The organism is Massilia sp. (genome assembly GCF_032106685.1).
Lineage (GTDB): Bacteria > Pseudomonadota > Gammaproteobacteria > Burkholderiales > Burkholderiaceae_D > Telluria.
Genome location: NZ_DAMCPG010000060.1, coordinates 1 through 22,319 on the forward strand (window position 1 = coordinate 1; position 22,319 = coordinate 22,319).

A 22,319-nucleotide genomic window follows, 5' to 3' on the forward strand; every position below is an offset into this window, starting at 1 on the left:
ACTGCGCGGGCACATTTCCGTCCTGCGATGCTCGCCGTACCGGATGTACGGCTGCCCGCTTCAGGATCGGACGATTGCAGTTTTGCGTGTGCGAAGGCCGAGGAGGTGACGGCGCTTGCGAGGGCGAATGCGGTGACGGCCAGAATGCGTTTGAGAGACATGTTTTTCCTTTTCGTTAGTTAATCTAATCAAGTGCGAAGATGGTCGCCTTTCTGATCCGTCAGCCTGCGGATACGGAAGGCATGGTCCTACTTGGCCGCTTCGAGTTTGGTGACGATCAAGCTGCCATTGACGCGCTCAACCCGGAAGCGGATGTTGTCGCCGGCTTTTACCTGATCGAGCATGGCCGGATCCTGCACCTTGAACACCATGGTCATGGCTGGCATGTTCAGGTTATCCAGCGAGCCATGCTGGATCGTCAGCTTGCCGGCGTCCCTGTCAACCTTCTTGACTTCACCGGTCGACAGTGCGTTGGAATCTCCCTGCGTCTCGGAAGGCATGGCGTTATGCCCTGCATGATCGTGCATCTGCATTTGAGCCGATGCACTGCCTGCAGCGAGGGCGAGACCAGCGGGTACGACAAGGGCGGAAAGTAGCGAGGAAAAACGAATCATTTGAGGCTCCAGAAACAATTTAAAAATTCCCGATTACGACGGACGCACTAGGGCGTTTGGCGCGACGGGTGTGAAACTTACTCCATGTGTTCCTTTAATGCGAAGTTCAGTCGGAGCACTTCGTTGCCGCGCATCGTGATTCTCTGGCCATCCTTGGTCACCATGACCTCACCCTCTTCCATGCTGGTCGCGCGGCCGTACTTGTTTTCCATCGCCATCCTCCCGTTCTCGAAGATGTGCAGTGTGCTGCCGTCCTGCAAGGCGATCTGTTGCTGCGGCGGCTCGGATGCGAAGAGCGGTAAAGCCACCGTAGCCATGATGGCGGCGATCGATAATTTTTTCATGATGTGCTCCTGATATCAGTTAGAGAGAACTAGTTGAAATATTGTGGCGACTCGCTCACATACACCGTGACATCGTCTGCGCCGGGCAGAATGTGCGAAAGCGGGAAGAACCTCGTGTCGAGCGTGTCGAAACTCCAGGTCACGCTCTTGCCGCCGGCATTGATCGTGACGGTCTCGAGGCGGGTCACGTTCAGGTACCGTGTCTTCTGGTCGATCGTGATGGTGCGGCTGGCACCGCCAGCGACCGCGTAGCCGAACGGCGCCTGTCGGCCCAGGGGCGCCGCTTGCGGCGCAGCTGCGAGTTGCGGATCGAACGCTGGCGTCGGCTCGGCGTGGGCCAGTCCGGCGGCCATGGCAGTTCCGGTGAATAGCGTCGCGAGAGCGATCCTGGCGATGTATGTGGTCATCTTGTTCTCCTGTTGGGACATGCCTTGCTGGTTAGCGACACGGGAAAAGTCCCGCGTTGAAGGCCATATTACGTACGTGACGCCGACAGGAAGGTGACTCGAAGCTTACGTTTTTGTAATCGTCCGGTCAGGAGCAGCCGCGCCGGCGTGGCATGGCTGAGGGCAGATGATCTGTACCCGCTCTCACGCGAGGCGATCTGATCGACGTCGCGCCAGGGTGAAACAGCACGCTGCCAGATAAGCGCCGGTTTGCGGACGGCGGCATTCGGAATTCCGGACGCTGCCGCATGAGCGGACGCAATCGCGCACTCAGTCTGCTGCAGGCCCTGCGTCAAGCGAACCCGGTTTCCAGCGGCGCAGCAGCAGTGAATTCGACACCACACTCACGCTGCTCAATGCCATGGCAGCGCCGGCAATGACGGGACTCAGGTAACCGAAAGCCGCCAGCGGTATCCCGACGATGTTGTACACGAATGCCCAGCCCAGGTTCTGCCTGATCTTTCGATAGGTCTTCTTCGATACATCAATCGATTCCGCGACGAGCGATGGGTCGCCGCGCATCAACGTCACGCCTGCGGTATGGATCGCCACTTCGCTGCCTGTCGACATCGCGACTCCCAGGTCTGCCGCAGCCAGGGCGACAGCATCGTTGATACCATCGCCGACGAAACAGACGGTCTCGCCATTCTCTTTGAGCTCGCCGACGACGCGCGCCTTGTCGGCCGGGAGCAAGTCGGCCCTGAAATCGTCGATGCCTACTGCTTCCGCGACGGCCCTTGCCGCGCCTACATTATCGCCCGTCAGCATGACGGCGCGTATCCCCAGATGGCGCAGCCGAGCGAGCGCATCCTTCGCGGTTTGCTTGATTGTGTCGCCGAATGCGAGCAGTCCGCACAATTCCGGGCCGCCCGCTGTCGTTACGACCAGCCAGGAAACGGTGCGGCCGGCGTTCTCATGATGAGCGGCGACGCCTTCCAACGCGCCTACAGAAACGCCAAGTTCCTGCAGCAGACGTGAGTTGCCGAGGTAAGCCGTGGCGCCATCGACATCAGCCTGGACACCACGCCCTGGCAGCGCTTTTGCATTCGATACGGGGCGCAGCGCGACACCGCGATTGGACGCTTCCGCTTCCACCGCCTTCGCTAGCGGGTGATCACTATATTGCTGGAGCGCGCGCGCCAGTTCGAGGAGGTCGCGCTCCGGCAGGCTCGCACCTTTTACGGCGACCACGGCAGGTTTCCCTTCGGTGAGCGTGCCGGTCTTGTCGAAGGCGGCTACGGTGACCGCATGGGCGGTTTCCAGTGCCTCGGCATCCTTGATGAGGATGCCGTAACGGGCCGCGACACCGGTGCCGACCATGATTGAGGTCGGTGTCGCCAGGCCAAGGGCACACGGGCAGGCGATCACCATTACCGCAACCGCGTTCAGTAGCGCCTGTTGCCAGTCCCCGCTGGCGAGCCCCCATCCGACAAACGTCACCGCCGCGATGACGAGTACTACCGGAACGAAGACGGCGCTGACCCTGTCGACGAGTCGTTGAATCGGGGCTTTGACGGCTTGCGCGTCTTCCACCATCTTGATGATCCGTGAGAGCATGGTTTGGCCGCCAACGGCGATTGCCATGGCAATCAGCATGCCGTCAGCATTCACCGCACCGCCGGTAACGGTGTCGCCGACGGATTTCGAGACCGGAAGGCTTTCGCCGGTCAGCAGCGACTCGTCCAGGTGACTGCTCCCTTCGACGATCACCCCGTCGACAGGGACGCGATCGCCGGGACGGACAATGAAAAGGTCGCCGTGACGGACGCTGGCGATCGCGACCTCTTTGTCGACGCCATCGCGGCGCACGATCGCGTTGATCGCACGCAGGGACTCGAGCGCGCGCAGCGCGCCCACGGTCTGGTGCTTGGCGCGCTCTTCCAGCCATTTGCCAAGGAGGACCAAAGTGATGATGACAGCAGACGACTCGAAATACAGGTGTTGCATACCGTCGTGGCTGTGCTGCGCCCATAGCAGGTAGACCGAAAGCCCGTACGCAGCCGAGGTACCGAATGCCACGAGCAGATCCATGTTGCCGGCACCTGCACGCAGGGCCTTCCAGCCAGCCTTGTAGAAGCGCGCGCCGAGCCAGAATTGAACCGGCGTCGCCAGCAGCAGTTGCAGCCAGCCGGGCAGGGCCCAGTCCTGGCCGAACGGCATGGCCAGCATCGGTACGACCAAGGGCAGGCTCAGGAGGGCGGACGCGGCCACGCGCCACCAGCTGGGCAGGCCGGGAGTGACGTCCGAAGCAGGCGGGTTCTCGTCAGGTATCCTGGCCTCATACCCGGCTTGCGTGACAGCATCGATCAACATATCGGGGGACAGGCGGCCCAGCGCCCTTATCTGGGCTTTTTCCGTTGCAAGGTTCACCGATGCCTCGGCCACTCCAGGCACTTTCCGAAGCGCCTTCTCCACTCGCGTGACGCACGAGGCGCAGGTCATGCCGGAGATCGAGAGGCTGAAGGCCGCAGCCGGCACTTCGTAGCCGGCTTTTTCCACGGCTTCATACAGTGTTTCGACAGGCGTTTCGGGATCGGCACGTACCGTCGCCCGTTCCGTGGCCAGGTTGAGTGACGCCTCGCGCACCCCGGGAACGGCCTTCAAGGCGCGCTCGACGCGTGCGGCACACGAGGCGCAAGTCATGCCGCCGACCTGGAAGGTCAGATCAGTCACATCCGGATTTCGTTCAAGAGCACTATTCATTGGTCTCTCCATTAGCAATGGTCTTCAGGATAAAGCTTCCAATCATTGGAAGGTCAAGCGGTAACCGTGCCGGGCTGAGACCACCGTCTGATCGTAGCTGGGATGATTCAGTAAATGGAGAGTCTGTCGGCGTCGGCGGCGCTGACAGGATGCTGACTGCCGGATTACATTTCTGTCAGGTGCGGGACAGGATTGTCCGGGCAGGGCAAAATCGTCGGAACTTTCTTGCAAACTGTTCTACACATGAAGATTCTTGTAGTTGAAGACGAGCCCAAGACCGGCGAATACCTGCGTCAGGGGCTGATGGAGGCGGGTTTTGTGGTCGATCTGGCGCGCGACGGCGCCGATGGACAACACATTGCGCTGACCCAGGCCTACGACTTGGCTATTCTGGACGTTATGCTCCCCGGCATGAATGGATGGGAAATCCTGCGCGGGATCCGGCAGGCAGGGAAGGACATGCCCGTCATGTTCCTGACTGCAAAGGACGACGTCGACCATCGCGTCAGGGGGCTGGAGCTCGGCGCGGACGACTACCTGGTCAAGCCGTTCGCGTTCTCCGAACTGCTGGCGCGCGTGCGCACCTTGCTGCGCCGTGGCACGAAGGTCAAGGAAGCCGAGTCACTGCGCGCCGCCGATCTGGAGCTCGACCTGCTGCGCCGCAGGGTTACCCGGGCCGGTCACAAGATCGACCTGACCGCCAAGGAATTCGCCTTGCTGGAATTGCTGCTGCGGCGCCAGGGGGAGGTGCTGCCACGATCCCTGATCGCGTCCCAGGTGTGGGACATGAACTTCGACAGCGATACCAACGTGATCGAGGTGGCGGTCCGGCGTCTCCGTGCGAAGGTCGACGACGCGTTCGAGGCAAAGCTGATCCGCACGGTACGTGGCATGGGCTACGTACTGGAGGCGCCGTGAAGCTGCCGGGAGCGCGCTCGGTAACACTGCGCCTGACGCTGCTGTTTGCATCGGCGTCTGGCGCCGTGCTGATGGTGCTCGGACTGGCCGTTGGCCACCTCGTCGAGCGCCATTTCGCGGAACTCGACACGGAGATGCTGAGCGGAAAACTCGAGCTCGCCAGACACGTTTTGGGACAGGTGCACACGGCGGCCGACCTCCAGGCGCTCGCGCCTCGGGTGGAAGCGGCATTCGTCGGCGATCACGAACTGTCGCTGCGAATCCGGGCCACGGACGACACGATACTGTACGCCAGCCCCGATGCCGACTTTCCGCGGGTGTCTACCGAACCAGCGGGCGTAGCCGGACTGGTTCACGCCGCTGATGGGCGGGAACTACGGGTACTGACGGGATCTGCGCCGCTCGGGATGCAGGTCCCGCCTGTGCTCGTCGAGCTAGCCACCGACCTGGTCCACCACCAGCACTTCATGTCATCGTTTCGCGCCGCGCTTTGGGCGACCGTCGGGCTGGCAGCCTTCGTCACCGGGCTGATGGGTTGGGCGGTGGCGCGACGTGGGCTGGCGCCGCTGCGCGCCATCACAAGCGACGCCGCCCGTCTGACCGCGGAGCGGCTGGACTGGCGCGTGCCGGTAGACTCGGTGCCGCAGGAACTGGCCGAGGTCGCAGTGGCCCTGAACCAGATGCTCGCCAGGCTGGAGCGTTCGTTCCAGCGGCTGTCCGATTTTTCGTCGGACCTCGCGCATGAGCTGCGCACCCCGCTGAGCAACCTGTTGACCCAAACCCAGGTCACCCTGTCTCAACCCAGGAGCACGGCGGAATACCGGGACATACTGGCCTCCAATGCGGAAGAGTACGAACGGCTGTCGCGCACGATCTCGGACATGCTGTTCCTGGCAAAGGCCGAGAACGACCTGATGGTGCCACAGCTGGAACTGGTCGATCTGCGTGAGGAGGTCGACGCAATGCTGGAGTTCTACGGCAACTTGGCGGAGGAAAAGTCAGTTGAGGTTTCGGTCAGCGGCCAGGCCAGCGTCGCAGGTGACAGATTGATGCTGCGCCGGGCGATCGGCAACCTGTTGTCGAATGCATGCAGGCATACCCCGGTCTCTGGTGCGATCTCGGTCGTCCTGTCCAGCGTGCCGGGAGGCGGGACGACGATCACGGTGCGCAACACGGGCGAAACGATCGATGCCCAGCACCTCCCGCACCTGTTCGACCGCTTCTATCGCGCTGATGCCGCGCGGCGCCGCGATGCGGAAGGGGCGGGACTTGGACTGGCGATCACCCGATCCATCGTGCGCGCACATGGCGGCACGGCATCGGCCCGGTCCAGCGACGGGGTGACCGAATTCGAACTGATGTTGCCGGCCTGAGTTCAAGCGCGGCTGTGCCGTGCGTCGGTTTGGCCAACGTCGCTCGCACCCGTACGTTGTTAATCGCCAGCACGACGCAATGAGCAAGGCGCCTTGTATCAGGCTTTTTCTACTGTAAGCCGCCGACGCGAAGCGTGTGCGGCTTGCTTGTACATCGTGCTAAACTGTCTTTATGCGAAAACGGTTGCGGTTATTCTTCTGGTGTCTGCTCGTCGTATCCCTGCCGATGCAAAGCATCGCGGCGATTGCGAAGTTTGAGTGCGGCATGAGCCATCAATCAGGGATGGCTAGCGATATCGGAGAGAACAAAGCGCTACTGCAGCACATGGGAAATGACGCTGCACATGAACCGATGGTTTCAATCGGCAGCAGCGCGATGCAGAGTGTCGACTCGGACGAAGATTGCGGCAGTTCTGGTGAGCACAAGCGTGTCGCGTGTGCTGTCTGTGCAGGATGTTCTATCGGAGCATGTGCTCCGCCTCCGTGCATTGCCCTCACTGCAGCCGAAGAAGTAGTGCAGGACATTCGACAGTTTTCGCTTTCCTCCTTTGACGGGCATATACCCGCCCGTATCGAGCGTCCTCCGAAGACCGCCTGATCGAGACCTTGTTCGGTTCGTAGTCACGTGGTCCTGCATCTGCCAAGGGCCAAGACCGTTCGCGTGCATAAGTGTCGTCACGGTCGAGAGGTCTCATTCCCCAACAAGTCACCGCCCCACCAGGAACCACGCTATTTGGCTGCCATGCCATTTAGCAAGGAGCGGCTTGCGCGCCGTTCTTGCGGTCGTTCTGTCGAGCGCCGTGTACGGGCCTGTGCAGCGCAACTTTTATTTCGGAGAAGTCGCATGAAATTTTCAGATATCAAGGACCGACAAGTCAGTCGATGGCGTCGTCGTGTGTTGAAAGGACTAGGCGCAACTGCAGCGCTGGCAGGCTTGAGTCCAGCGTCGCTTTTTGCAGCGCAGAGCAACCGCACTGAACTGCGCGGCACCACATTCGACCTGGAGATCGGGCCGACGCCGGTTAACTTCACAGGAGCACCGCGCATCGCGACCGCGGTCAACGGCCAGGTGCCGGCGCCCACCCTTTACTGGACGGAGGGCGACGTCGTTACCATCCGGGTCACAAACCGGTTGCCCACAGTGAGCTCCATTCACTGGCACGGCATTTTACTGCCGGCAGACATGGATGGCGTGCCCGGGCTAAGCTTCTCAGGTATCAAACCCGGAGAGACCTTCACTTATCGCTTCGAGGTCAAGCAAAGCGGCACCTACTGGTACCACAGCCATTCGGCGTTCCAGGAGCAGTCTGGGCTCTACGGACCAATCGTCATCGCTCCGAAGTCGGGCGAGCGCGTGGCGGCAGACCGCGAGCATGTCGTCATGCTGTCTGACTGGACGGATGAGAAGCCGGAACGCGTGATGGCGAACCTGAAGAAGATGAGTGACTTCTTCAATAACAAGCAGCCCACCTTCGGCGAATTTGTCGGCGACATTAAACGAATGGGATTCGCCGCTGCCGTCGAAAAGCGCAAGATGTGGAATCAGATGCGCATGATGCCCACCGACTTCAGTGATGTGACGGCCAGCCGGAATATCAGCGGCGCACTTCGTTTCTTGATCAACGGCGCCACCGCGGACGGAAATTGGACCGGACTTTTCCGCCCTGGCGAGAAGGTGCGGCTACGCATAATTAATGGCGCTGCAACTACCATCTTCGATCTGCGTATTCCCGGCCTGAAGATGACGGTGGTCTCCGCCGACGGGCAGGATGTGGAACCCGTCACGGTCGACGAGATCAGGATTTCAGTGGCCGAGACCTACGATGTCATCGTCGAGCCTGCGGAAGACAAGGCCTATACGATTTTCGCTCAGTCGATCGGACGATCCGGCTATGTGCGGGCCACGCTCGCGCCGCGGCTGGGGATGCAGGCAGCCGTGCCGCCAGTGGACGAGGCGCAGTGGCTGACGATGACGGACATGATGGGGGCCATGGCCATGTCAGGCATGCATGGGTCCGGGTCCTCCGCTGGCGCCCACGCGATGAATGGGGGCGGTGCAACGGCCGCTATGGACCACGGCCAGATGCAGCATGCAATGCCTCCGGAAAACCATGCCGGTCACGCACAGCCGGGTGCGGGCACCGCTGCGAAGAATAGCGCCATGCCGAAGGTGACCCACGCACGAACCGAGTATGGTCCCGGCGTCGACATGCACGTCGACATGCCTCGCACGAACCTGGATGACCCTGGAGTCAATCTGCGGGATAACGGCCGGCGGGTGCTGACCTATGCCGACCTGCGCACTGTCGGCGGTCCTGTCGATCCGCGTGAACCGACGCGCGAGATCGAGCTGCACCTGACGGGCAATATGGAACGGTTCATGTGGTCGTTCGACGGACAGAAATTCTCGGAGGCGCTACCGATCCATTTCCGGTTTGGCGAACGGCTGCGTATCGTACTGGTCAACGACACGATGATGAATCACCCGATCCACCTGCACGGCATGTGGAGCGAGTTGGAGTCGGAGAGCGGGGAGTTCCTTGTCCGCAAACACACGATCAACGTCCAGCCGGCGCAGCGGATCACGTATCGGGTTACTGCCGATGCACCAGGGCATTGGGCATATCACTGCCACTTGCTTTATCACATGGAGGCAGGAATGTTCAGGGAGGTGGTCGTATCATGAAAAAAACACCATTAGTTTCACTTCAGCTGGCGCTCGCCTTATCTGCCGCCTTGTCGGCACACGCCCTGGCCCAATCCAGCGGCCGGCCGCCGGCACAATCGACACCGCCTACAGGGGCCGCCCAGCCCGCGTCCGGTATGGATATGTCGGAGATGGATCACGCAGCCATGGGTCATGCAACCGCCGCGCCGCCGCCCAAGCAAACAGCACGGAAAAAGCAAGCTCCGCCAAGGCCTGCCGGCGGTGCCGGACGTAGAGGCGCTGCAGCGGTGCCCCAGCCTGTTCCTGAGTCAGCCATGCCCCCCATGGATCACGGGACGATGAGCCACCCAACGCAGCCCCAGGCCCCGTCAACCGCGCAGCCATCGGCAGCGGACCAGAGCCACGCCGGACACATGATGTCCCAGCCGCAGCAGTCGAAGGGAACATCGCAAGCGAACCCGGCAGCGCAGAGCCAGGGTATGGGACAGATGGATCACTCGGCAATGGGGCACATGAACGCCCCGTCGCAACCTTCGAAAGCAACCGCTGCGGGCGGTTCAATTGATCACGCCGCCATGGGGGGCGCCATGAGCGGAGGCCAGGCAATGCAGATGGGCCCGATGCAGGGCGGATCCCCCCCGCCTGATGCGCGTGACCCGAACGCGTACAACGAGGGTACACGGCATGCCGGTTTCGGCAATCATGAAATGAACGACAACGCCCCGTTTGGGAGGGTACTGCTGGACAAGGCGGAGTTTGCGAAGGGGGACGGAGAGCGAGGCCAGAATATCGAACTCGAAGCCTGGTACGGCAACGACTACAACAAATTGTGGATCAAAGCCGAAGGCGAGCGGCGCGGCGGCGCGCTCGAGGAGGCACGCACGGAGCTGCTATGGGATCGTGCTTTCGCCACGTTCTGGAGCACGCAACTCGGTGTTCGCCACGACACTGGGGAAGGAGGAAGCCGTGACTGGGTGGCCTTTGGCGTGCAAGGGCTGGCACCGTATTGGTTCGAGACCGAGGCCACGGCCTACTGGCGTTCCGGGAGCGGCCTCGCGGCGCGCCTGAGCGCGAAGTATGAAGTGCTGTTCACTCCGCGCCTGATCCTCGAGCCGGAACTGTCGGCAAACCTGTACAGCCGCGCCGACCAGGAGCGTGGAACGGGCTCGGGCCTGTCCGATGTGAGTGCGGGACTGCGCCTGCGCTATGAGATTACCCGCAAGTTCGCGCCCTACATTGGCGTGACATGGAACAGGCAATTTGGCGGGACGGCTGACTTCGCGCGGCAGCGTGGCGGGAACCCACGAGTTGTCCAGGCGGTCGCCGGCGTGCGCCTGTGGTTCTAGGGAGGAGGGGCCATAACCTTCCCCACACCGTCCAGATGTCCTGAACCGAGGCCGAACCCAACTTTCAAGGAGAAGATCATGCACCAACAACACGAAACCTGTATCAAAGCCTGTAACGACTGCGCCGATGCGTGCGACATGTGCGCGTCAGCCTGCCTCCAGGAAGACGACGTCAAGATGATGGCTCGCTGTATTGCGCTCGATATCGATTGCGCGCAACTGTGCAGGGCCGCCGCAGCGATGATGGCGAGGGGTAGCGAAGCTGCAAAAGCGGTTTGCGCCGCGTGCGCGGCGATCTGCGACATGTGCGCCGACGAGTGCGCAAAGCATCAGATGCAGCACTGCCAGGATTGCGCCGCCGCCTGCCGCCGGTGTGCCGATGAGTGCCGGCGCATGGCCGGCTCACATTGATCGCCAGTGTCGTGCGCAACCGCTGCTGAGACATAGCGGTGGAATTCCCAGGCGTTCGTCGGGCAATCCTGACGGGCGCCTGCACGTTCGGCCTGGAAGGCGGCTCAGCTTTTCCGGCTGCTCCGCGCTGAAGCCGGTGTGGCGCGCGGGGCGCCTGGTGGACAGTGCCCCGCCAGTCCATTTGACCTGCTGCTTCGTTGTAGGCCGCCGAGACCCTGGCTAGGACGGTCTATAGAAAAATAAAACGGAAAGGTATGACGATGACTCAGTTACGAAACCGAAACCTTGCGATTCATGGGGGGCTGTGGATCCTGCTATTGCTGCTTGGGGCGACCTTCATCTGGTCTGGAATTTATAACTTCGCTGCCGACGTCGAGCACTCACGGCCGGTATTTTCGCTGATCGAGACGGCGCGCGAGCGTTCCGTGCAGGTTCGCGCGACGAAAATCGGCGTGCCGCCGCTGGAGGACCGGACAGCCATCGTCAAGGGTGCCGGCAACTATCAGGCCATGTGCGCGCAGTGTCATCTGGCCCCTGGGATGGGGCCGACCGAGCTCAGTCGTGGACTGTACCCATCACCGCCCGCGCTCGCGAAAGGAAATGTCGATCCTGCGGTTGCATTCTGGACGATCAAGCACGGCATCAAGGCGTCGGGCATGCCTGCCTGGGGTACAAGCATGGGCGACCCGGATATCTGGAATCTTGTTGCCTTCCTGAAGAAGCTACCCGGCATGGAGGCGGCTGCCTATCGCGAACTGGTCGAAAGCAGCGCCGGCCACTCGCATGCAGGGGCCACTGCCCCGAGCCATGGAAACTCGCCGCACAGCATGGAAGAAAGCATGCACGGGGAGCACAATGACGCGAAGCCATCGACTGCCACCGAACCCGGTCATATGCACAAGGAAGGCGAGCAGCACTGAGGCTTGTCGAGACCTATCCCGGCGCGGCGGTCAGAGGCTTCGAAATAGCAAGGATGCCTTTTTGGCCGTCGCCGAAACGAGCGATGGCCTCCCGATGTTTGCTCAGTTCGCCATAGCCGATATAGCGCACGTCGAGCTCGCTGACGCGCGAAAATGCCGGGCGAGCGAACTGTGCACGCACGTCGCTCTCCCTGGCGTCGGGGGCGACCAGGAAAAACGTCGAGCCGTCGTGATCGGGAACCCCAAGGGCAAGGTCGAGCATCCGCACGATTCCTGAATAGATACTGGTGCTGTGCTCGACCTCGAATGCCAGCGTGATCCTGTCAGTGCTTCGATCGATCCATAGCACATCGATGAGACTGACAGTATCGGATGCGGAGCTTGTCCGGATCGCTTTCGGCAATTCGCTCAGGCATCCGTCCGCCAGCTTGCCGTCATCGTAGGCGCGCCCTTTATCATTACTTGCAATCCAGACGTGGTATCCAAGGGCCAAGCCCAGATCGCGTAACCAGCCTTGGACCTCCGTATGGGTCCGGTCTGTTTCTGCGGCTAGCTTGCGTGCGTTGGATGCCGCAGCGTTTCCTTCATGCGCCTTCTCGAGGTCGACCTTCCAGTCGAGTGATACCCCGGTGCCGCTGCCAACGCTATAGCGACCAGTGCCGATATCGAACATGAATCCGGCCACGGCGCCCAGATCATTGGACAGTATGTTGCGATGCGTCGCATTGAATTCGATAAGGCGCTCGCGCATGGCGAGGTACTCGGTCCAACGGCCGAGTTTCACCTTCGCACCGAAAAATTCGTTGAAACCCTTAACGATCGCGGTATTGTTGGGTGGTACAAATGTCGGGTGGAGGAAGTAGAGCAGATTGGCACAGGCGGGCCCGAGGCCTTTGATCTGGCGTGCGTCCAGCACACGCACGGCCTCCACAAGCTCGGCTTCACTCTGACAGCAAAGGCAGGTATCCAGGAACCGTCCGAAGGCGAGCTGGTTGCCCCGGTCTTCATAGATATCTGGAATACGCAATTTCGGCTTCCAGAGGAACGCATGATCTGCGCCTTTGAATATCTGACGCTGCTCCGCGATGGAGTGCACTACCGTTTCAAGCGAAGATCCCCGGTATGCGACGCCAAACACACCATCACGGATCTCGCGGACCACTTCCTGCAAGCCCCTCCGGATCGAGCGGAAGTTCTTCAGCCTTTGATCCCATAGAAACCACGAGCGGTAGGTCCCATCGGGATCTGCCTTCCACTGCTCGATCAGCGATCGCTGCTGTTGCGTGGCGGGCATCGTCAATACGTCCATCTATGTCCTCAAGAGTTGGAAGGAGTGCGCAATTATTGTAGCTTGGAAAGTGGCCAAAAATGCGACTAAGCGGCACTTGCTCCCAACCGAAATCCAGACCGCCGCACTGAGGCGCGTGGGCGGGCGCATAGCTCAACACTAACAAGTACCTCACGAGTGCCGGAGCGGAAGAAAATTGGCGGCCTGCCGGCCGCCAACGGCAGCAAAACTTCAAAATCTATCGCTGCGTGAAGGATTTACTTGGCTTTGCGAGAGGACCAGTGGACGTGAACGATCACCCAGTCGCCGCCCTTTTTTTCCAGGACAGCCGTTTCGGTGCCGAAGACATGCAACGGCTTGCCACGCGAAGTACCCGTCGTTTCGGTCTCGGCCCAGACCACGGCGGTGTTACCGTCGACACGTTCGGACTGCTTGAGAACCTTGCGCGTAGCGGTTTTCGCGAATTCCATATCGCCGCCCAGGTGGTGGCCGGCATATTCGTCGCGCGAGCGCTCGACGTATCCTGCCTCGTAGATGGCAATCTCCGGCGACAGGAGCGAGAGGGCCTTGTCCTTGTCGCCCGTGGTGAGTGCGTGGTGGAAAGCGGCAACGGCGTCTGTCGGGGATGCGGCAAAGCCGCTTGCGTGCACGCCCAACAGCGCGGTAGCGAGTGCGGCCGCTGCCAGGGATTTTTTGAACATGTTTTATCCTTCTAATTGGTTTTTGTTCAGGATGCCATCGGTGGCGACGTGGAGGTCAGGATGGCCGCGGCAACGAGCACAGCGATCAGGACAATAGCCTCCACCTGCAGGATGCGCGCAAAACGGCCGCTTGCTTCGCGTGCCGCATCGCTCGTCTGAGTCAGCGCGCGCAGCAGAGATGGCATGACGACGAACCGGTTGATGCCGCCAAGCGCGGCTGCGGCCAGAACGAGACCGACCTTGATGATCAGGGCCGCACCGTATGGGTTACCGAGCAGGTTTTCAGGAACCTCCAGCACGCGCCACGTGCTGACCGCCCCTGTCACGAAAATACCGACCAGGGCGACAGTTGCGCTGTTTGAAAGCGCCTCGACGTAAGCGGCGCAATCAGAACGGCTCTCGGAAGTGTTCCCGGGCAGCTGGCGTAGGGTGATCAGGCCCGCTACGAGCACTTCGCCCATCCAGGTGCTGATCAGGACCAGGTGCAGCCAGTCGACCGCGACGGCCCAGGTGAAGTCGCCGGCGGCGCCGGCGTGGCTGACCATGCTGCGGCTGTAGAGCAGCACACCGATGGCCAGGACGCGGATTGCGGAAGTCCCGGGGGCGGTTTGAACACGCGGGGGGGCCGCCGCTGCGGCGCCTGTCACGACGAGCGCGGCGGCGCCGATCATCCACGCCAACCCGAAGTGCGTTCCAGTGATCACCGATCGCACTGCCGGCAGCGCTTCAGGCAAGGGCACCTCTGCCATCGATGCCGCTTCGATCCAGAGGATCGCGACATATGCCGCCACCGCTGCGGCGGTTCCTGCGAGCAAGGCAGCACGCAGGCGCGGCAACATGGACTGGGCCCAGGGCGAAGCCTTGGCACGCAGCCAGAGCAGCGCCGCGCTTGCCCCAACGAGGAGGGCAAGCGACAGGTTCAGGATGACGGTGACGGCGCGTTGAACCGATGCGAGATCGGATTCCACTTATTTCACTTGGAAGGAAAATTCGCCCTTGACCTTGTGACCGTCGCGGGTAACAGTGGTCCACTGCACACGGTAGGCGCCCGCATGCAGGTCTGGCGTCGCGGCAACAAGCGCCTTGGGGTCGGCCGGGTCGGCAGCAAGCTTCGACGGCTCGAGCACTGCTCCTTTCTGGTCGATCAGCTTGATCTTGCTAAAGGGAAGTTCGAGGGGCTCGTTAAATTGCAGGCGCACCTGCGCCGGCGCCGGGCTGACGACGCTATTTGCCGCTGGTTGCGAGCCCACCAGCTTGGCGTGGGCCAGCGCGGCGGGTGCAGCAACGGTGGCGACAGCCGCAGCTACGGCGACAAGCAGATTCTTGAAGTTCATGTGATTTCTCCTTGATGCCCCCGCGCCTGTGCAAGCGCGGGGACGTGCTGCACGGACGGGTTCCTGATTACTGCGCCTGTTCCAGCTGGACGACGGTCACGGCACCGTTGGCGCGGTCGGCAGCGAACCTGACCTTGTCCCCGACCTTGACCTGCGTAAGCATTGCCTGATCCTTCACCCGCATGACCATCGTCATCGCGGGCATGTTGAGGTTCTTGATTTCACCGTGGCGAATCGTGATTTTCCCCGCGTCCTGGTCGATCTTTTTCACTTCGCCATCGATCAGCCCTGCCGGCGCGGATGCTGCATGGCCGGCGTGGCCTGCCTGGGCGCCATGCGAGCCGTGTCCGGCGTGGGTGCTTTCCTGGGCCAGCGCTACCGTGCTTGCGGCGGCCATCACGATGGACAGGGTCAGTTTCGAGAATGCGTTCATTGTGGTTCCTCCAGTTAGGTGTGGTCAGTTGTAGTGTTTGAAAACAGCGGTCTTGCCATTGGCCTGCACCAGCAGGACGTCGTACGGATCCTTGCGCGGGCCTTCCATCCCGGGCGAGCCGAGCGGCATGGCGGGCACGGCCAATCCCTTGGCCTTGGGTTTTTGCGCGAGCAGCCGCTTAATGTCGGCCGCGGGCACATGGCCTTCGATCGCGTAGCCCTGGATCATCGCGGTGTGGCAGGACCCGAGCGCGTTGGGAATGCCGCCACGTTCGCGGTAGTCCGACGGATTGGCGACGTTCGCCACGCGGGGCGTGAAGCCATTGGCCTTAAGGTGTTCCACCCATGCGCCGCAGCACCCACACGACTCGCTCTTGAACACGTCGATGACGGGGGCGGCCGCCATTGCAAACATTGGTGTGCACAACGCAGCGGCGAGTGCGGCCTGGCGTAATAATCGCTTCATGAGACACTCCTTTCGTACTCAGCTTGGGCTCGTACTTTAGTTATCGATGGCCTTGATGGCCAGTGGGCTTACGAACGGTTACTTCGATGTCCACAGGCTTCGTGGCAGGCATGGCTTGGCCGCCTGCCGTCTGGCTGCGCACGGCGGCCGGCGGCTCTCCCTTCCATTCATAAGCAACGGTCCCGGCCGGGTGCTTGTACCAGCCCGGATCCTTGTAGTCGCCCGGCTTCTGGTCCTTACGCACCTTCAGCACCGTGAACATGCCCCCCATCTCCACGCCGCCGAACGGACCCTGGCCGGTCATCATCGGCAGCGTGTTCTCCGGGATCGGCATTTCCATCTCGCCCATCGAGCCGCCTTTTTCGCCCATGACCATGTAGTCCGGTACCAGATTGCTGATTTTCTCGGCGACACCGCGGTGGTCGACGCCGATCATGTTCGGCACGTCGTGCCCCATCGCATTCATCGTGTGGTGCGACTTGTGGCAGTGGAAGGCCCAGTCGCCCGGCTCGTTGGCGATGAATTCGATGGCGCGCATCTGGCCCACCGCGACATCGGCCGTGACTTCCGGCCAGCGCGACTCCGGACGGGTCCAGCCACCATCGGTGCCGGTCACTTCGAACTCGTGCCCGTGCAGGTGGATCGGGTGGTTCGTCATCGTCAGGTTGCCGAAGCGGATGCGCACGCGGTCGTTCTGGCGCACGTTCATGGTGTCGATGCCCGGGAAGGCGCGGCTATTGAAGGTCCACAGATTGAAGTCGGTCATCTCGTTCACGCGCGGCGTGTAGCTGCCCGGGTCGATGTCATAGGCGCTCAGCAGGAACACGAAGTCGCGGTCGACCCGGTGGTGGGCCGGGTTTTTCGGGTGCGTGACCCAGAAGCCCATCATGCCCATCGCCATCTGCACCATCTCGTCGGCATGCGGGTGGTACATGAAGGTGCCAGGGCGCTTCGCGACGAATTCATAGACAAAGGTCTTGCCCGGCTGGATACCCGGCTGGTTCAGGCCCGTGACGCCGTCCATGCCGTTCGGCAGGCGCTGGCCATGCCAGTGGATGCTGGTGTGCTCCGGCAGTTTGTTGGTGACGAAGATGCGCACCCGGTCGCCTTCGACCACTTCGATGGTCGGGCCCGGGCTCTGGCCGTTATAACCCCACAAGTTCGCCTTCATGCCGGGCGCGATCTCGCGCACCACGGGTTCCGCGATGAGGTGGAACTCCTTGACCCCGTTGTTCATGCGCCAGGGCAGGGACCAGCCGTTCAGGGTCACAACCGGGTTGTAGGGACGTCCGTTGGGTGGAGGTGGCGGCGGCTGGGTGGCCGCGCTGGTCATGATGGGTGCTTCGGGCAGGGTGGCCGCGCCGGCGCGGCTCACCAGGCCTGCGCCAACCAGTGCAGCTGCGCCAGTGAAAAAATTTCGACGAGTACTCATTACTTGTTTCCTTGATTAATGTGCTGGGGCAGCTTCTTCGCTTGCGCCGCCGCCCATGCTGACCGTGGCGCCGCCCGTACCGTTGATGGCGGCCTGCAGGTCGGTGTCGGCAATCCAGTAGTCGCGCTGCGCCTCGATGGCGGCGTTCACGCCGTTGATTTGTGCCCGGGCGTCGGCAAGCAGCTCGAAGACGCTCATGAGCATGCCGTTGTAGCGCAGCAAAGTCTCTTCCGAGATCTTTTTCCGGAGCGGCACGATCTCGTCCCGATAGTGCCGGGCGACGTCGTAGCTCGTGCGGTAGGCCGAATAGGCTTCGCGCACCTGAGAGCGCGCCGTGACGGCAGTATTGGCCGTGCGGTGAACCGCCTGCATGTAGAGCGCCTCGGCTTTTGCCGTGCGTGCGCCGCCCCAGTCGAACAGCGGCAGGGCAAGCTCGATCTCGTAGCCGTTCTCGCGCGGCTCGCCGGACGTGCTCGAGTTCACGTAGCCGGCATCGAGCACGTTGACGAAGCCGGTGGCTTTCGTCAGGCCCAGCGCTCGCGCCGTCGCTTGCGTGCTCAGCTTCGCCAGCTGCACGTCCAGGCGCTGCTGCAGCGCGAGCGATTCGATGTTGCCGGGGTCGCGCGGCGCGCCTGGCAGGTCCGGAAGCCTGTCGGGCAGCTGGAATGCCATATTCGCGCCCCACACGCCCATCAGCCTTGCCAGCTGCTCGCGTGCTGCCGTCGCGTTGTGGCGGGCACGCGCCAGCTGCGCGGTGGCTTCGGCGGAGAATGCCTGCTCGCGCGCCTGGTCGAGGGTGCTCAGGTGGCCGACTTTCGCCATGCGCGTCGCCAGTTCGGCGCTTGCCTGCGCGGCATCGCGCACCTGCTCCGCGTATTTCGCCGACTGCGCCGCCGCAACGGCATTGAACCAGGCCTTGCGCGTGTCCGCAGCTGTGCCAACCGCTTCGGTGGCGGCAACGAGCTTCGCACTCTCGAAGCGGCGTCCTTCGATGTCCCGGCGCAGGGGGATCGTGACGAGTCCGATGAGATCGAACATGACGCTGCGTTCGATCTCGGTTTCTCCGCCACCCGACATCCGGCCGAAGCTGAAGGACGGGTTGGTCATACGGCCGGCCTGTACCAGGTCGGCTTCGGCGACCCCAAGTTCGGCAAGCGAGGCACGCAGGCCGCGGTTGTTGAGCAGGGCAACGCGCACCGCATTATCGGCAGACAGGGGCTGCTTCAGCAGCGCGGACAGTTCCGCCTGGGCTTCGGTTTCAGCACTGGTGCCGCGCGGAAGACGAACGTCCTGGCCGATGCGCTCGGTGGTCATGGACGAGACGGCGTCCAGGCCGCCGTCCTTTGAAAAGCTCGCGCAGCCGGCCAGCGTGAGGGCGACGGCGGCGATAGCAACCGTGCGCAGAGCCGGTGCAATTTGTTTTGTTGTCATTGTTCGGTCTCGCCTCAGTGATGCTTGTGTTGTTCGGCGGACGCCGCGGCGGGCTCGGCGCGGCGCGGCGCGTCACCGGGGGCGGGAGCCGGCGATTGGTGGCCCGCATGCGCGGTCTGGCCACCCACGGCATCGTTGGCGGCGCGCCACGACTTGTCGGGTGGCGGTACGCCATCCTTCATAGCAGGCGTATAGCCGCTCATGGCCGACGCATAAACGGTGGCTGGCACGGCGACGGATGGATCGGCCGGGTCGGGCGTACGGGAGTTCTGCTGGGCCTGTGCTCCAAGCGCAGCAGTGAGCAGGGTGCCAAAGGCAACCCACAGCTTGAGTTTCATTGTCAATCCTCGAAATCGGTAACAGGGTGCGCAGGCGCGCACCGGAGCTCAGGACAAACCGCCGCGGCAATTTGGCGCCGGCGGGTGTCCTGGTCGATCAAGCGGATTTATTGCCGGGGAGGGCGTTGGAGACCGTCGGGGATGAAACCGGCAACGAAATCGGCGCGAGGCACGATCACCGGCTCGGACCCGTCATAAGCGGGAAGTGGAAGAGAAAATGAAGGAGGCGCAGCCGCACCTGCACACAATGCCGAGCAGGCGCTGCACGATGAGTGGCCGGACTTTTTCGCCTCGGCATGATGGCCATCGCCGCCGAAAACCGCAGTCGCCTTTGCTGCCGCGTGCCCGCCGTGCTGGGCATCCGCGTCGTCCAGCCCCAGGTGCGACGTATGGTCGATCGTGGCAACCGCTTTCGCTGGCGGATTGGCCGGCACGCACGACATGCTGGCGGCAGCGGCTGCCGCGTGGAGCGGAAGCACGGCCATCAGGAGCCAAACCAGAAATGTCGTGAGCGTACGGTTCATAGATTTGCTGAGTATAGCACGACGCTTTTCTGTTTCGAACAGCTTTAAGCTTGACCAAAGTCAGCCGGATGACGCGCATGCCGGCCTGCATGTTGCCTTAACGTGTGGCACCGCACAGCCGCGACGGGCCGACTGGCACGATGATCGGACCTGGACGCGTGGCGCAACTGCTGCGCGATATCTTGACATCGAAAAGGAGCTGAAGATGAAAAAGATCCAGTCACGAATCGTCTGTACAGCCGGCAGCCTCATGCTCGTATTTGGCGTTGCGGGAAACACGCTCGCGCAAAATAGCCATGCGCAGCACGGTAGTGCTCCCGCCGCAGGGGCACAGCAGCATGCCGGCGGCGGCCATGACATGATGAAGACCATGGACGAGATGCACCAGAAAATGTCCTCCATGCCGATGACTGGCGACCACGATCATGACTTTGCCATGATGATGCGTTCGCACCATCAGGCCGGTGTCGACATGGCCCGCGCTGAGCTCGAGAAGGGTAAGGATGCGAACCTGAAGCAGATGGCCAAAAAGATCGTTTCCGATCAGACCAAGGAAATCAAGAAGCTCGACGACTGGCTGGCCAAGCATCAGGCGTCCGGAAAATAAGTGACTCATCCCGGCAGCGCGGCAGGCCGGCTGCGCTGCCATTCCAGCTACCGAAAAGTACGACACCCGATTTCCGGACGGTATCGTGCACGCCAGCTTCGCCAGTCCTGTTAGAGTTTTTGCATGGCTGCGCTACGCACACTGGTGATGTATTTGCTTTGTCTGATGGTTGGGTACCACGGGTACGCCAACGCGGCAGTGACCTGCTCGATGCTTGACATCGGGCATCACTCCCAGACAGACGCATGCGCCGAGACGGGCGATGCTCCAGATTCAGATGGTGACGAATGCTGCTGCGTGTCGGCTGCTCAATGCTGCGCAAAGTTCATGGTTCCGTTTGCCCCGCTGCCCGCCGTGACGAACCTGGCATCACCAGCCCCTGAGCTTCAGGATTGGACCAGGGCCATCACGGCTTTCTCCTCTCACACCCCTCCCGTTCCCGATCCACCTCCGCGCGCCTGAACGACAGTGCGGCCGCCCGTCTGGAGTGTTCCAGGCGCTCCGGCGGTGCACCACCGACGTCATGACCTCGACCACACACAGCTGGCGTGCCTTTGGTACGCCGGTCCGAACGTGTTCGTCCAAAAATACTCACAATCGATGGGGGTTACATGAAGCGCAACCATTTTCTTCGTGGTGCGATAGTCATTGCTTCGCTTTTTTTACCGATGGTCACGCCAGCCCATGCCGGCATCATTCTCGTCCACGACAGGTCGGCATTCGGCGCCACGACCACGAGGTCCGGTACCGATGACTTCGAAGACCTGGAGGCTAGCCAGGTCGAAGGCGAGCTTGAGCGCACGGCGGGCTCCTACAGTTACCACGTCGCTGCAGGTCCGAGCGATGCCGGCTTCTATCCCGCGACATTCAACGGCGACACCTTCCTGACGTCGACGATGGCAAGCGATGTGCTGACGTTCCGCGGATTTGCGCCGGATGTTTTCGCCTTCGGGGGCAGTTTCTTTGCAACCGACGCCTACGGTGCGCTCGTGCCTGGTCACACCATCGAGCTGACCGCTGCTAGCGGATCCGACAGGATCGCTTACACGCTCGACGGCTCGTCCCTGAGCGCGTTCTTCGGATTCATTTCAACCAACGCTCTCACCGAAATCACACTGCGCACGATCGGCGAGCAAGGCAACGTTTACTGGGCGACTGCCAACAATGTTGTCCTGGCGACCAATGACAGTGTTGCGCCGGTCCCCGAACCATCCTCCCACGCAATGTTGCTGACGGGCCTGGCCGCAGCAGCGTTTGCACGCCGGGCGCGGCGGTACCGCGCATAAGCAAGAGCCAGATGGACTAATCCACCACGATCAAGGAGCATGACATGAAAGCACAGAACCTGAAACTGAATCGTTTTTCCCTTTCGGCACAATCGCGTGCACTGGCTTGCCGCGCCGCGCTCAGCCTGGGTGTCCTTGCCGCTTCGGCCGGGATGGCACATGCGGAGGGCCCCGGCAGGGGCAACACGGCCCAGTTCGAGAAGAACTACCTCGTCTTCATCATCAACCACCATTACTCGGCACTTCGCATGACCGAGCTTGCGGCCGGCACGGATCCGATGCGCGATCCGCAGATCGTCGCGCCGCAGGAAGGAACATCGCCGACACCGGGCTTTGCCGCAACACCGGCGAAGGCGAGCGACGACGAGATCACGTCGATGGCGCGCATGGGGAACCGTGAGCAGCGTGAGGAGATTGGCCGCGCCCTGCGCATGCTCAGGGAGTGGTACGGCATCCAGTACCAGCCGCAACTCACGCCTGATGGACGCCGGATGATCGCCATGCTCGAGGCAACCCCGACAGGCAGCCAGTTCAACCAGGTGTTCCTGCGTACATTCAGCAATCACCACCTGAGCGCGCTCGCGCCCAGCCTGCACTGCACCGTCAAGAGCGATCTCAATCATGACGGTTTGCAGCGCTACTGCGAGAACATCGTGATTGTCCAGAAGAACGGCATCAACGATATGCGCGAGATGTTGTGCAAGAAATATGCGGACTGCGGCTTTATTCCGATGACG

The 22,319-nt window shown here is 62.0% G+C and carries 23 protein-coding genes; 9 read left to right on the forward strand and 14 right to left on the reverse strand.

The features are described from left to right. Positions 1-248: 248 nt before the first annotated feature. From RT688_RS22025 to RT688_RS22040, 4 genes are all read right to left on the reverse strand, one after another. Entirely contained in the window at positions 249-614 is a 366-nt protein-coding gene (locus RT688_RS22025; RefSeq protein ID WP_409521976.1) for a copper-binding protein, read from the reverse strand. Positions 615-691: 77 nt separating this feature from the next. Continuing rightward, positions 692-958 carry a CopK family periplasmic copper-binding protein gene (locus RT688_RS22030; protein WP_313706974.1) on the reverse strand — a complete coding sequence of 89 codons (267 nt, stop codon included), beginning with the start codon at positions 956-958 and terminating at the stop codon, positions 692-694. Between the two features lie 29 nt (positions 959-987). Further along, positions 988-1,365, reverse strand: a complete 378-nt coding sequence (locus RT688_RS22035; RefSeq protein WP_313706975.1) for a CzcE family metal-binding protein — start codon at positions 1,363-1,365, stop codon at positions 988-990. Positions 1,366-1,674: 309 nt separating this feature from the next. After that, positions 1,675-4,107, reverse strand: coding sequence for a heavy metal translocating P-type ATPase (locus RT688_RS22040; protein ID WP_313706976.1), 2,433 nt, complete (start codon positions 4,105-4,107; stop codon positions 1,675-1,677). Between the two features lie 243 nt (positions 4,108-4,350). Here RT688_RS22040 and RT688_RS22045 point away from each other — a divergent pair, with 243 nt between their 5' ends. From RT688_RS22045 to RT688_RS22070, 6 genes are all read left to right on the forward strand, one after another. Next, positions 4,351-5,025 (forward strand): heavy metal response regulator transcription factor, encoded by a 675-nt coding sequence (locus RT688_RS22045; protein WP_313706977.1) that lies wholly within the window; start codon positions 4,351-4,353, stop codon positions 5,023-5,025. Then, positions 5,022-6,398 carry a heavy metal sensor histidine kinase gene (locus RT688_RS22050; protein ID WP_313706978.1) on the forward strand — a complete coding sequence of 459 codons (1,377 nt, stop codon included), beginning with the start codon at positions 5,022-5,024 and terminating at the stop codon, positions 6,396-6,398. The genes RT688_RS22045 and RT688_RS22050 overlap by 4 nt, the downstream gene beginning before the upstream one ends. Before the next feature lie 844 nt (positions 6,399-7,242). Next, a complete protein-coding gene (locus RT688_RS22055) occupies positions 7,243-9,084 on the forward strand; it encodes a copper resistance system multicopper oxidase (RefSeq protein WP_313706979.1) in 1,842 nt (613 codons plus the stop codon). Between the two features lie 398 nt (positions 9,085-9,482). Further along, a complete protein-coding gene (locus RT688_RS22060; RefSeq protein ID WP_313706980.1) occupies positions 9,483-10,412 on the forward strand; it encodes a copper resistance protein B in 930 nt (309 codons plus the stop codon). Positions 10,413-10,490: 78 nt separating this feature from the next. Next, a complete protein-coding gene (locus RT688_RS22065; RefSeq protein ID WP_313706981.1) occupies positions 10,491-10,823 on the forward strand; it encodes a four-helix bundle copper-binding protein in 333 nt (110 codons plus the stop codon). A gap of 254 nt (positions 10,824-11,077) precedes the next feature. Then, positions 11,078-11,743, forward strand: coding sequence for a cytochrome c (locus RT688_RS22070; RefSeq protein WP_313706982.1), 666 nt, complete (start codon positions 11,078-11,080; stop codon positions 11,741-11,743). Between the two features lie 13 nt (positions 11,744-11,756). Here the strand turns inward: RT688_RS22070 and RT688_RS22075 are convergent, their stop codons facing one another. The 10 genes from RT688_RS22075 to RT688_RS22120 form a co-directional block, all read right to left on the reverse strand. Continuing rightward, complete coding sequence (locus tag RT688_RS22075) at positions 11,757-13,052, reverse strand: type II restriction endonuclease (protein ID WP_313706983.1); 1,296 nt, start codon at positions 13,050-13,052, stop codon at positions 11,757-11,759. 236 nt (positions 13,053-13,288) lie between these two features. Further along, positions 13,289-13,732 (reverse strand): nuclear transport factor 2 family protein, encoded by a 444-nt coding sequence (locus RT688_RS22080; RefSeq protein WP_313706984.1) that lies wholly within the window; start codon positions 13,730-13,732, stop codon positions 13,289-13,291. A gap of 26 nt (positions 13,733-13,758) precedes the next feature. Continuing rightward, the gene (locus tag RT688_RS22085; RefSeq protein ID WP_313706985.1) at positions 13,759-14,700 is read right to left on the reverse strand and encodes a CopD family protein; all 942 of its coding nucleotides are present in this window, start codon (positions 14,698-14,700) and stop codon (positions 13,759-13,761) included. Next, positions 14,701-15,066, reverse strand: coding sequence for a copper homeostasis periplasmic binding protein CopC (copC, locus tag RT688_RS22090; RefSeq protein WP_313706986.1), 366 nt, complete (start codon positions 15,064-15,066; stop codon positions 14,701-14,703). Positions 15,067-15,133: 67 nt separating this feature from the next. Further along, entirely contained in the window at positions 15,134-15,499 is a 366-nt protein-coding gene (locus RT688_RS22095; protein ID WP_313706987.1) for a copper-binding protein, read from the reverse strand. Between the two features lie 24 nt (positions 15,500-15,523). Then, positions 15,524-15,964 (reverse strand): DUF411 domain-containing protein, encoded by a 441-nt coding sequence (locus RT688_RS22100; protein ID WP_313706988.1) that lies wholly within the window; start codon positions 15,962-15,964, stop codon positions 15,524-15,526. A 40-nt stretch (positions 15,965-16,004) separates the two neighbouring features. Then, positions 16,005-17,396: a copper oxidase gene (locus RT688_RS22105; protein WP_313706989.1), complete on the reverse strand. Its 1,392-nt coding sequence runs from the start codon at positions 17,394-17,396 to the stop codon at positions 16,005-16,007. A gap of 15 nt (positions 17,397-17,411) precedes the next feature. Then, complete coding sequence (locus RT688_RS22110; protein ID WP_313706990.1) at positions 17,412-18,827, reverse strand: TolC family protein; 1,416 nt, start codon at positions 18,825-18,827, stop codon at positions 17,412-17,414. Between the two features lie 14 nt (positions 18,828-18,841). Next, positions 18,842-19,165: a hypothetical protein gene (locus RT688_RS22115; RefSeq protein ID WP_313706991.1), complete on the reverse strand. Its 324-nt coding sequence runs from the start codon at positions 19,163-19,165 to the stop codon at positions 18,842-18,844. 107 nt (positions 19,166-19,272) lie between these two features. Then, on the reverse strand, positions 19,273-19,689 hold the full coding sequence (locus RT688_RS22120; RefSeq protein WP_313706992.1) for a hypothetical protein: 417 nt from the start codon (positions 19,687-19,689) through the stop codon (positions 19,273-19,275). Positions 19,690-19,894: 205 nt separating this feature from the next. Here RT688_RS22120 and RT688_RS22125 point away from each other — a divergent pair, with 205 nt between their 5' ends. The 3 genes from RT688_RS22125 to RT688_RS22135 all read left to right on the forward strand — a co-directional run. Then, positions 19,895-20,296: a DUF305 domain-containing protein gene (locus RT688_RS22125; RefSeq protein ID WP_313706993.1), complete on the forward strand. Its 402-nt coding sequence runs from the start codon at positions 19,895-19,897 to the stop codon at positions 20,294-20,296. 611 nt (positions 20,297-20,907) lie between these two features. Beyond that, entirely contained in the window at positions 20,908-21,582 is a 675-nt protein-coding gene (locus RT688_RS22130) for a PEP-CTERM sorting domain-containing protein (protein WP_313706994.1), read from the forward strand. Positions 21,583-21,626: 44 nt separating this feature from the next. Continuing rightward, on the forward strand, positions 21,627-22,319 hold a 693-nt coding region (locus tag RT688_RS22135; protein WP_313706995.1), incomplete at its 3' end, for a DUF305 domain-containing protein.